Source organism: Bradyrhizobium sp. 14AA, from assembly GCF_054185205.1.
On sequence record NZ_JAVAYM010000047.1, the window covers coordinates 19266 to 29141 of the forward strand.

General features: G+C 64.1%; 14 protein-coding genes. 7 read left to right on the forward strand and 7 right to left on the reverse strand.

Translation table 11 applies throughout. From position 1 onward, the window contains the following. The first annotated feature begins 123 nt into the window (after nucleotides 1-123). Nucleotides 124-774, forward strand: a complete 651-nt coding sequence (locus RAD15_RS41835; protein ID WP_458184543.1) for a DapH/DapD/GlmU-related protein — start codon at nucleotides 124-126, stop codon at nucleotides 772-774. Between the two features lie 155 nt (nucleotides 775-929). On the opposite strand, the gene RAD15_RS41840 is transcribed toward RAD15_RS41835, so the two are convergent. Both RAD15_RS41840 and RAD15_RS41845 read right to left on the reverse strand, forming a co-directional pair. Continuing rightward, nucleotides 930-1313 (reverse strand): hypothetical protein, encoded by a 384-nt coding sequence (locus RAD15_RS41840; RefSeq protein WP_458184544.1) that lies wholly within the window; start codon nucleotides 1311-1313, stop codon nucleotides 930-932. A gap of 155 nt (nucleotides 1314-1468) precedes the next feature. Beyond that, nucleotides 1469-2263, reverse strand: a complete 795-nt coding sequence (locus tag RAD15_RS41845) for a hypothetical protein (protein WP_458184545.1) — start codon at nucleotides 2261-2263, stop codon at nucleotides 1469-1471. 116 nt (nucleotides 2264-2379) lie between these two features. On the opposite strand from RAD15_RS41845, the gene RAD15_RS41850 reads away from it, so the two are divergent. After that, on the forward strand, nucleotides 2380-3414 hold the full coding sequence (locus RAD15_RS41850; protein WP_458184546.1) for an aspartate-semialdehyde dehydrogenase: 1035 nt from the start codon (nucleotides 2380-2382) through the stop codon (nucleotides 3412-3414). Between the two features lie 113 nt (nucleotides 3415-3527). Here the strand turns inward: RAD15_RS41850 and RAD15_RS41855 are convergent, their stop codons facing one another. Then, a complete protein-coding gene (locus RAD15_RS41855; RefSeq protein ID WP_458184547.1) occupies nucleotides 3528-4172 on the reverse strand; it encodes a carbonic anhydrase in 645 nt (214 codons plus the stop codon). Between the two features lie 111 nt (nucleotides 4173-4283). On the opposite strand from RAD15_RS41855, the gene RAD15_RS41860 reads away from it, so the two are divergent. Together RAD15_RS41860 and RAD15_RS41865 are read left to right on the forward strand one after the other, a co-directional pair. After that, nucleotides 4284-5165 (forward strand): HpcH/HpaI aldolase/citrate lyase family protein, encoded by an 882-nt coding sequence (locus tag RAD15_RS41860; protein WP_458184548.1) that lies wholly within the window; start codon nucleotides 4284-4286, stop codon nucleotides 5163-5165. Between the two features lie 76 nt (nucleotides 5166-5241). Then, on the forward strand, nucleotides 5242-5640 hold the full coding sequence (locus RAD15_RS41865) for a hypothetical protein (protein WP_458184549.1): 399 nt from the start codon (nucleotides 5242-5244) through the stop codon (nucleotides 5638-5640). Between the two features lie 15 nt (nucleotides 5641-5655). On the opposite strand, the gene RAD15_RS41870 is transcribed toward RAD15_RS41865, so the two are convergent. From RAD15_RS41870 to RAD15_RS41885, 4 genes are all read right to left on the reverse strand, one after another. Continuing rightward, the gene (locus RAD15_RS41870) at nucleotides 5656-6075 is read right to left on the reverse strand and encodes a hypothetical protein (protein ID WP_458184550.1); all 420 of its coding nucleotides are present in this window, start codon (nucleotides 6073-6075) and stop codon (nucleotides 5656-5658) included. 237 nt (nucleotides 6076-6312) lie between these two features. Further along, complete coding sequence (locus RAD15_RS41875; protein ID WP_458184551.1) at nucleotides 6313-7098, reverse strand: hypothetical protein; 786 nt, start codon at nucleotides 7096-7098, stop codon at nucleotides 6313-6315. 81 nt (nucleotides 7099-7179) lie between these two features. After that, nucleotides 7180-7785 carry a 3-isopropylmalate dehydratase small subunit gene (leuD, locus tag RAD15_RS41880; RefSeq protein ID WP_441233117.1) on the reverse strand — a complete coding sequence of 202 codons (606 nt, stop codon included), beginning with the start codon at nucleotides 7783-7785 and terminating at the stop codon, nucleotides 7180-7182. Between the two features lie 81 nt (nucleotides 7786-7866). Beyond that, nucleotides 7867-8265, reverse strand: a complete 399-nt coding sequence (locus tag RAD15_RS41885; RefSeq protein WP_458184552.1) for a metallopeptidase family protein — start codon at nucleotides 8263-8265, stop codon at nucleotides 7867-7869. A gap of 161 nt (nucleotides 8266-8426) precedes the next feature. Between RAD15_RS41885 and RAD15_RS41890 the strand changes: the two genes are divergently transcribed. The 3 genes from RAD15_RS41890 to RAD15_RS41900 all read left to right on the forward strand — a co-directional run bounded on the left by RAD15_RS41890 (nucleotide 8427) and on the right by RAD15_RS41900 (nucleotide 9739). After that, on the forward strand, nucleotides 8427-8726 hold the full coding sequence (locus RAD15_RS41890) for a hypothetical protein (RefSeq protein WP_458184555.1): 300 nt from the start codon (nucleotides 8427-8429) through the stop codon (nucleotides 8724-8726). A 39-nt stretch (nucleotides 8727-8765) separates the two neighbouring features. Next, the gene (locus RAD15_RS41895) at nucleotides 8766-9029 is read left to right on the forward strand and encodes a hypothetical protein (protein WP_458184553.1); all 264 of its coding nucleotides are present in this window, start codon (nucleotides 8766-8768) and stop codon (nucleotides 9027-9029) included. Between the two features lie 152 nt (nucleotides 9030-9181). Then, nucleotides 9182-9739 (forward strand): hypothetical protein, encoded by a 558-nt coding sequence (locus tag RAD15_RS41900; protein WP_458184554.1) that lies wholly within the window; start codon nucleotides 9182-9184, stop codon nucleotides 9737-9739. Nucleotides 9740-9876 lie beyond the last annotated feature (137 nt).

The window sequence follows — 9876 nt, forward strand, 5'->3', positions numbered from 1 at the left end:
TTCGGCTCTTCGAGCTGCCCCGGAATGACGTGCCCACCACTTCAATCGCGATTGCCGTGAGATGGTGGGCACGGCGCTTCACGCCTTTGCCCACCCTACGGCACCTGCTCTCGGAGCCACCTCATGGATGCCTCATCCCGCCCCAAGGTCGCGGAAACCATCATCCATGACACGGTGCGCCGGCGCGAGGCGCAGATCGGGCGCCGCTGCGAGATCCTCAGCCATACCCGCATCGAATATGCCTCGCTCGGCGACTACTCCTATCTCGGCGAGAATTGCGAGGTCGCCGACGCGGCCATCGGAAAATTCACGGCCGTCGCCAACTCGGTGCGGATCGGCGCGCCGAACCATCCGATGGGCCGTCCGTCCCAGCATCGCTTCACCTATTGTCCTGAATATTACGACGCGACCGCAACGCGTGACCGCGACTTCTTCGCGGATCGCCGCGGCGACCGCGTGATCGTCGGCAATGATGTCTGGATCGGCCACGCCGCCATCCTGCTGCCGGGCATCACGGTCGGCGACGGCGCGGTGATCGCCGCGGGCGCGGTCGTCAGCCGCGATGTCGAGCCCTACACCATCGTCGGCGGCGTTCCCGCGCGACCCATCCGCAAGCGCTTCGATGCTTCCGTTGCGGGAAGCCTGCGCCGGATCGCCTGGTGGGATTGGCCGGATCAGCTCATCTTCGAGCGCCTGGGCGATTTCCGCTCCGAGGCGATTGAAGAGTTCTGCAGCCGTTACGACCCGGCTTTTGCTCCAGCCGCAGAATCGTAGGGTGGGCAAAGCGCAAGTGTGCCCACGTCTTCTATCGCGATTGCCGAAAGATGGTGGGCACGGCGCAAGGGCGCCTTTGCCCACCCTACAAGGCTTCCCAAAACAAAAATGGCCGGGCGTGAGCCCGGCCATTTTGATTCGGTCGATCAGTCCGCTCAGTACAGCGGGAAATTCTGCGGATAGCCGCCGACATCGGCCGGGGTGGCGAGCGGCTGGCGGTCGATCGGGCGGTTGAGGTTTTCGCGGGCGAAGGACGGATAGCCGACGGCCGGCGGGAAGGCGTAGTCGGAGAACTTGCGGTCGCCCGGATTGACCTCGGTGCCGCCGTCGAGCCAGGAGCGCTTGCTCACATAGATGCGGGTACGGCCCTGCTGGTACACCGCGTTGGGACCGCTCGGGCCGTAATAATGCCGGCTGCGCTCGTCATAGCGCTTGGTCTTGGTGTCGGCCGAGGCCGGTGTTGCGAAGACCATGGCAATCGCGGCGCCCGCCGCAAGCAATGTCGCCAGTTTGTTCGCCGCAGAGAAATTCGAGCTCATCACGTCCCCTTCAGGCGGCAAGCCGCCAGTCATTTCGCCCCATACTAGCCCGGCCGGGGTGGCTGCAACTAGGTCTATTGGGTCACACCAGCGCTGAATAATCGTGCGCGCCGGCAAAAGTTGCATCAATACCAGCCACTTGAGCTTGATGCCCGTCAAAGCGCCCCGCGCAATTGCGCGTTCGCGGCGCCCAGCAGCCAGTCCGCTGATCCCTGGGGGTCACAGGAGCGACGCTTGAGCTCGGCACGGGCGAACAATTCCGCCAGCTTCGGCTCGTTGCCCGAGGTCAGCAGCGTCAGCCGGTTCAGCGTGCAGGCGATGGCCGCGCGTCGGGCAGGCAGGGTGTCGCCCTGGCAGGTGAAGCCGGAGATCTGCAGCGCGGGCTCCTCGTTGCGCTTGAGGTAACCCAGGCAGGCCCGTGTCCCGGCTGCCGTGCCGACCGGGCGAAACAGGGCGACGGGGCCGAATTTCGTATCGACCAGGCCGGCTTGCTCGAGCGGAGTGGCCGCATCCAGGCCCATCTGGATGGCCAAATCCGCAGCCGCCGGACGCGTCACGTCGAATTCGCCGCCTTCGCGGTATATTTCGAGCTCGGCCACCGGCTTGTCCGCCTCGCTCGCCCAGCGCAGGACGTCCCTGCGGCCGCCTTCGGGATGCCGAAGGATGGTGTAAGAGGCTGTTTTCTCTGATGAATCGAGCCGGCTGAGGGCGAAGGCCGGATGTGAGCGGTCGGCCACGCTCCAGCCCGGCCTCGAAGTCAGCTCACCGTCGGGCAGGCTCGGCAGTTGGCCGAGCGCCGCGAGCCCCAGGATGGCAAACAGGACGAGCGCCCCCACATAGGCAAACAGGCGCGCCAGCGTGCCGATGATCTCGTCGGCAAAGGCAGCTAGCGCCAGATGGAGGGCGGTCCGGGTGGGGATTGCGGCCGTGCTGGCCTCAGGCGACTGCATCCACGGCCTTCAGGCATGGTCCAACGTTGTCTTGAGGCCGGTTCTCGCATAGAAGCGCTGCTCTTCCTGTTTAAGCGTCAGCTTCAGGAACGGGCTTTTTCATCGGAGAGTGAACGATGGGTTACAAAGTCGCAGTCGTCGGCGCGACCGGCAATGTCGGACGGGAAATGCTCAACATCCTGGATGAGCGCAAATTCCCCGCGGACGAGGTCGTGGCGCTGGCGTCACGCCGCAGCGTCGGCGTCGAGGTCTCCTATGGCGACCGCACCCTGAAGTGCAAGGCGCTCGAGCATTACGACTTCTCCGACGTCGACATCTGCCTGATGTCGGCCGGCGGCGAGGTGTCGAAGGAATGGTCGCCGAAGATCGGCGCCGCCGGCACGGTCGTGATCGACAACTCCTCGGCCTGGCGCATGGACCCGGACGTGCCGCTGATCGTGCCTGAGGTGAACGCGGCTGCGACGGAAGGCTTCAAGAAGAGGAACATCATCGCCAACCCGAACTGCTCGACCGCGCAGCTCGTGGTCGCGCTCAAGCCGCTGCACGACAAGGCGACCATCAAGCGCGTCGTCGTCTCGACCTATCAATCGGTGTCGGGCGCCGGCAAGGACGGGATGGATGAGCTGTTCTCGCAGACCAAGGCCGTCTACACCAATGACGAGCTGATCGCGAAGAAATTCCCCAAGCGCATCGCCTTCAACGTCATCCCCCACATCGACGTCTTCATGGAGGACGGCTACACCAAGGAAGAGTGGAAGATGATGGCGGAGACCAAGAAGATTCTTGATCCCAAGATCAAGCTCTCCGCCACCTGCGTGCGCGTGCCTGTTTTCGTCGGCCACTCCGAAGCCGTCAACATCGAGTTCGAGAATCCGATCACCGCGGATGAAGCGCGCGATATCCTGCGCAAGGCGCCCGGTTGCCTCGTGATCGACAAGCAGGAGCCCGGCGGCTACGCGACTCCTTACGAAGCGGCCGGCGAGGACGCGACCTATATCAGCCGCATCCGCGAGGACGCGACGGTGGAGAACGGTCTCGTGCTGTGGTGCGTGTCCGACAATCTGCGCAAGGGCGCGGCCCTCAACGCGATCCAGATCGCGGAAGTCCTGATCAACCGCAAGCTGATCACCGCGAAGAAGAAGGCGGCGTAAGCCGAGCTGCCGTAGGGTGGGTAAAGGCGCGAAGCGCCGTGCCCACCATCTCTCTACGAATTCGATAAAGTGGTGGGCACGCTTCGCTTTGCCCACCCTACGAGAGCGGTCGCCTACGCCACGCCGCGCGCGTTCCTGAATTCCTTCGCGATCTTGTCCAGCACGAACAGCGATCCCTCCGCGACGCCGAAATAGGCGCCGTGGGTCTGCATCTGGCCGGCGTCCACGGCCTTGCGCACGAACGGGAAGGTCATGAGGTTTTCGAGGCTGCGGAACACCGCGGCCTTCTCGATGCGCTCGACGAATTGCGCCATGGATTCGTGGTCGCGCTGCTCCACCACTTCGCCGGGCTTGATGAACATCTGCATCCATTTGCCGATGAAGTCGCCGGGCGTCAGCGGCTCGATCTTGTCGACGAAGGCGCGGATACCGCCGCATTGCGCGTGGCCGAGCACCACGATGTGCTTCACCTTCAGCACCGTCACCGCATATTCCAGCGCGGCTGAGACGCCGTGCGCATTGCCGTCGGGCTGATACACCGGCACCAGGTTGGCGATGTTGCGGACCACGAACAATTCGCCGGGGCCGACGTCGAAGATCACCTCGGGCGAGACGCGGCTGTCGCAGCAGCCGATCACCATCACTTCCGGGAACTGCCCCTTCACCGATAGCTCGCGATAGCGGGTCTGCTCGGTCGGCAGCCGCTGGGTGGCGAAGGCCCTGTAGCCTTCCAGCAAATGCTCTGGGAATGCGGTCATGGCCTATGCCTAATCATATACCGCTGGGGCGAACAAGCCTTTCGAATAGGCAGGCCAAGTGCTATCGCCTCAGGCCAGAAGAGAGACGAGGAAACCGGAAGGACCATTCGCATGACCCGCCCGCGCCGCAGCCATCTGTTCATGCCCGGCTCCAATCCCCGTGCGCTGGAAAAGGCGCGGAATCTCGCCGCCGACGGCCTGATCCTCGATCTGGAAGACTCGGTTGCCCCCGAGGCCAAGGCGGCCGCGCGCGACGGGATCGCCGACGCGATCGCCGCCAAGGGCTTTGGCAAGCGCGAGATCCTGATCCGCACCAACGGCCTCGATACGCCCTGGTGGGCCGACGACGTCGCGATGGCCGCGAAGGCCTCGCCGGACGGCATCCTGGTTCCAAAAGTTTCAAGCGTCGAAGATCTCGACGCGATCGGTCGTCGCCTCGCCGAGCTCGGCGCAGCGCCCACCGTCAAGGTCTGGGCCATGATCGAGACCGCGCGCGCCGTGCTGCACGCCGAGGAGCTGGCCGCCGCGGGGCGCGATCCCAAGACGCGCCTGTCGGGCTTCGTGTTCGGCCCGAACGACATCTCGCGCGAAACGCGCATCAAGATGCTGCCGGGCCGCGCCGCGATGATCCCGATGATCACGCATTGCATCCTGGCGACGCGCGCCCACGGCCTCGAAATCCTCGACGGCCCCTATAGCGACATCGCCAACCCCGATGGTTTCGCCACCGAATGCGCGCAGGGCCGCGACCTCGGCTTCGATGGCAAGACGCTGATCCATCCCTCGCAGATCGAAGCCTGCAACGCGATCTTCACCCCTCCGGAAGAGGAAGTCGCCTGCGCACGAAAAATCATCGCGGCGTTCGATCTGCCGGAAAATGCCTCGCGCGGCGCGATCCGCCTGGATGGTGCGATGGTGGAGCGCCTGCACGCCGACATGGCAAAGCGCACGATCGAGATCGCGGATGCGATCGCGGCGATGGGGAAGACGTAACGGCTCGACGCCTCCGTCGCAGCGCGACGGCGTGTGCGAGCGCCGCTGGAATTGTTATTCGCGCTGAGGGTTTAAAATGTGGTTGAAGATCGTCGCTGTCTTCTATGCGGTTTGCTTTTCGGTATCTGCCTTTAATCCCGCGTTTTACGAAACGCCGTTTCGTGCGATCGGCTCCGGGCTGGCGGTCGTTGGGCTGATCGGCGTCTTTGTTGTCGCGTTCAAGAGGCCTTTTCTTTCGGAGCGCTTCTGGCGATCCTTCTCGCTGATCTATGTTGGCTATGTGTTGAGCGGCTTGCTGCTAGGCGCCCGGACGCTGGTCGTCGAACATGGATTTTGGGGATTGGTGGGTGCCGTTGCGAGCGGCGCCGTGTTCCAGTTTCCAATCTTGCTGAGCCTGTGGAAGCTTTCCTTTGCGACCCCTCAGTCCGGCCCGCAGCGGTTTGATGAAACCGCCGCTCCGTCGGGGCATCCTTAGCGTTCGCGCGCCGTTTCAGCGCTGCACGTGGTCGGCGCGGTCGAGTGACTCCAGCGTCGAGGCGTTGCCGCAATAGCCGTGATAGTTCTCCGCGGCGGTGCCGTCGGCGAGATCGCGGTCGCATTGTCCCTTGTGATTGCACAGCGAGCAGACCCGCTCCAGGTCGCGGAGCAAGAGCGGCTGCGCACGGCCGAGATCTTCGGCGTTGATGCCGAGCTGTTCGAGCATCTTCGGCAGCTCGTCGGCCGAATGCTTGCCGTGACGAACCAGTTCCTCCAGATCGTCGGGCGCGATCCTGAGATCGCTCGCGATGCGGTCGAAATCGGCGCGATCGAGCTGACGCATCTCGTTCATCTCGCGGCGATGCTTCACCCAGCTCGCAAAGGATTCGATGAGGTCCTGGACGATGGGATAAGGCCTGCTTGCGGTGCTCATGCGAGGCTCCATTGGGGTCGTGGAATTGGAACCAGATTAGGCACAATGATGCAGGCTGGCGTTGCGCTGGATCAAATTGGGAAGCGTTGGAGTGTAGCGGTTAGTTTTCGTGTCCCGGACGCGGTGCGGCGCGAAGTGCCGCTCCGCAGTGCCGGGACCCATCTCGCCGCATCTCTGGGTCCCGGCTCAGCGGAGCAGCGTTGCACGCTGCACCGCGTCCGGGACACGGGAGGAGAGCTACGCAAACCGCTCCGTCGCCCAGGCATACAAGCTCCCCGGGATCGGCTTCTCGCCGCCGCGGCCCTTGGGCGAGATGTGCAGGCCGATGATGTCAGGGTTGGTAACGAGGCCGAGATAGCTCGAGGGGTCGAAGAACAGCTTTGGCTCGGCATGCACGGCGTAGAACGATTGCTTCGGCAGCGCGTTGTGCAATTCACCGGTGCGGCGCGCGAGCGCGGTGAGGGCCGCTGGCCCGAAGATCGCGATGCGAATATCCGAGAGGCGGTTCGCGCCGCCGCGCAGGCGGCGCATCGCAAACGTGATGCGATGGCGCAGCGACAGCCAGTTCGGCGTCAGCTCCTCCTGCTCCATCAGCTCTTCGAAGGCGGCAACAATGCCGTGCTCGGGCGGCAGATAGATCACGGAATTGCCGAGCTGGCGCGGCCGCTCCCAGGCGAAGTACGGCTTTGCCGGATCGATCTCGACGGGCTTGAGGAGCAGCACGTCGGCATCGAGCCAGAGGCCGAGATTCTTCGCCATCAGCTTCATGCGGAAGAAGTCGCTGAACTGAAGCGTGGTCCAGTCGCGCCAGCTTCCGTCCGGCTGCGGCGGCCGCAAGCGCTCGGAGAACGCATGCGGCAGGATCGCCTCGGCGTCCGCGTTCGCAATGCCCGCGGGCAGCCCGGGAATGGCGTCGAAACTGTAGACCGTGACCTTGTGGCCGGCCGCGAGCTGCGAGCGCAGACAGGTCTGGCGCAGCGCATCCATCGGGCCATGCCAGAAGGTGACGATGTCGGGCAGCATGAGGCAGAGCTATAGGGGATAACGAGGCCAAAGAAAAAGCCCCGGCGCTTGTGGCACCGGGGCTCAAACGAAAACGTACGATCAGGCCCAGGCGCGTTCGCTCTTGAGCTTCTCTTCGTAGGTGTCGATCGAGGTCTTCTTCTCCATCGTGAGACCGATGTCGTCGAGGCCGTTGATCAGGCAGTGCTTGCGGAACGGATCGATCTCGAACTTGACCTTGCCGCCGTCGGGACCACGGATCTCCTGGTTCGGCAGATCGATCGTCAGCGTCGCGTTGGCGCCGCGCTCGGCGTCGTCGAACAGCTTGTCGAGGTCTTCCTGGCTGACGCGGATCGGCAGGATGCCGTTCTTGAAGCAGTTGTTGTAGAAGATGTCGCCGAACGAGGTCGAGATCACGCAGCGGATGCCGAAATCGAGCAGCGCCCAGGGCGCGTGCTCGCGGCTCGAGCCGCAGCCGAAATTGTCGCCGGCCACCAGCACCTTCGAGTTGCGATAGGCGGGCTGGTTGAGGACGAAATCCGGGTTCTCGCTGCCGTCGTCCTTGTAGCGCTGCTCGGAGAAGAGCCCCTTGCCAAGGCCGGTGCGCTTGATGGTCTTGAGGTACTGCTTCGGAATGATCATGTCGGTGTCGACATTGATGATCTTCAGCGGCGCCGCGACGCCTTCCAGCGTGGTGAACTTGTCCATGGTTGCGCTTTCCCGGATGGTCTAGGGGGAGCCGTTATTTATCGCGATCGGGGGCCGAATCCTAGGCCGAATTCGGCAGATCTAGTCTGCTTGCGCCTCAATCGCCGCCATATCGTCGTCGGACAGGCCGAAATGGTGGCCGATCTCGTGGATCAGGACGTGGCGGAGGATATGGCCGAGGCTTTCGTCGTGCTCGGCCCAGTAGTCCAGGATCGGGCGGCGGTAGAGCCAGACCATGTTGGGCAGCCGCGCCACGTCGCCAAAACTCTGCTGGGGCAGGCCGACGCCCTGGAACAGGCCGAGCAGGTCGAACTCGCTCTCGCATTCCATCTCGTCCAGGACCTCCTCGGTCGGGAAGTCGTCGACGCGGAGGATCACGCCCTCGCAGAGTTTGCGAAATTCCGCCGGCAGGCGTTCGAAGATGTCGTGGGCCGTCGCTTCCATCTCGGCCAGCGAAGGCGCTTTCAATTCCGTCCACATGCATCCCTCTTAGCGCGGGTTCCGCGGCGATGCATCCCGCTTTATAGGATGGGTCGTTGACGCCGCGCGCGAAAACGAGGAGCGTACGGCGCATCAAGGGGATGGCTCAGGTCAGTGGTGATGTGATGCGGGCGGGAACAGCGGTACCGGTTCTACTGTGCATGGGGTTGTTTTCGACTTTTTTTGTCGGCACCCAGGCCAATGCCCAATCTGTTCAAGCCCAGGCAGCCGGGCCCGAGATCCGGCTGGCCCAGGCGGTCTCCCCCGACGATGTCCCCCCACCGCGCAGGCGGCCGGCGCGCTTGCGCGTCACGCCCTATTACAGCCCGGACGGCGTCTACCCGCGCTACAATCCGGGTCCTGACGCGGTCCGCGAATGCAACGTCGCCTATGTGCAGGAACACAGGCCCAGCGGCACGGTGATCACGCCGCATATGAGCTGCTATTGGCGCCGGGGCTGACGCCCTGCGGGCAGCACGGTGGCCCTCGTGAGGATCGTCATGGCGAGATGGATTGCATTAGCCGCCCTTGCCGTGACGCTTGCCGCGGGCCTGTCTCCGGCCTCCGCTGCGCACAGGGTGACGATACCTGAGGCCTCGGCGGGGATCGCCGTTTTCGACGCGCGACGACACAAGCGAGCCCATGACATCGTGCGGCCTGCCGTGCGCCATGATCCACGCTATTACGCGCGGCCGGTCTACTACCGTCCTTATCCCTACGGCGTGCCCGCACCCTTCGTGCTCGGCTTCGGGCCGTGGTGGTGATGTCGCCGCGCGACGCCGGCAGTCCCGTTCATTCATAGCGCATTCACGTCGCTGTCCGTAATTTAATGTCGGGAGCGACTGCAAATGAACAGGGATGACGCGGGCCGGGAACGAGCATCGCAACTCCGCTGTCCAGATTCAGGGAGGAATCCATGCTGAGGAGTTTAGGTCTCAGGGCAAGCCCGATGCGCTTGCTCGGGATCGCGGCCGCCACGACGCTGATGCTGTCGGCGGGGACCACGCGTCGTGCCGAAGCGCTGACTTTGATCAATCCGGCGACGTCACCCGTGACGAAGGCTGCGACCGACGACCTCGTCACGCAGGTTCGTCACGGCGGCGGCGGGCATGGTGGTGGCGGACATGGCGGCGGCTTTCACGGCGGCGGCGGCTTCCGTGGTGGCGGAGGACATGTCGGCGGATTTCATGGCGGTGGTTTCCGCGGCGGCGTCGTCCGTGCGGCCCCGGCCTTCGCCGGCGGCTATCGCTATGGCGGCGTTCGCTACGGCGGATATGGCGGCTATCACCGTCATTGGGGTTATCGCCCCCATTACGGCTATCGCCACTTCCACCGGCGCTATTATTACGGCGGCTATTATCCCTATTACCACTATCCGCGCCGCTGCCGGATCATCTGGACCTATTACGGCCCGCGCCGCATCTGCCGCTGGCACCATTGGCGCCGCTGGCACTCTCCGTATCGCTATTGGTGATGTGATTGCGTCGTCATGCCCGGGCTTGTCCCACGGGTGTCCGGTTTAGGTTTGAGCCAGACTTAGGCACATCTGGGGCTGATCTTGGCTGATCGTGGGTGGTTGGAGCAAGCTGTCGATACGGCGGCGCTGCATGA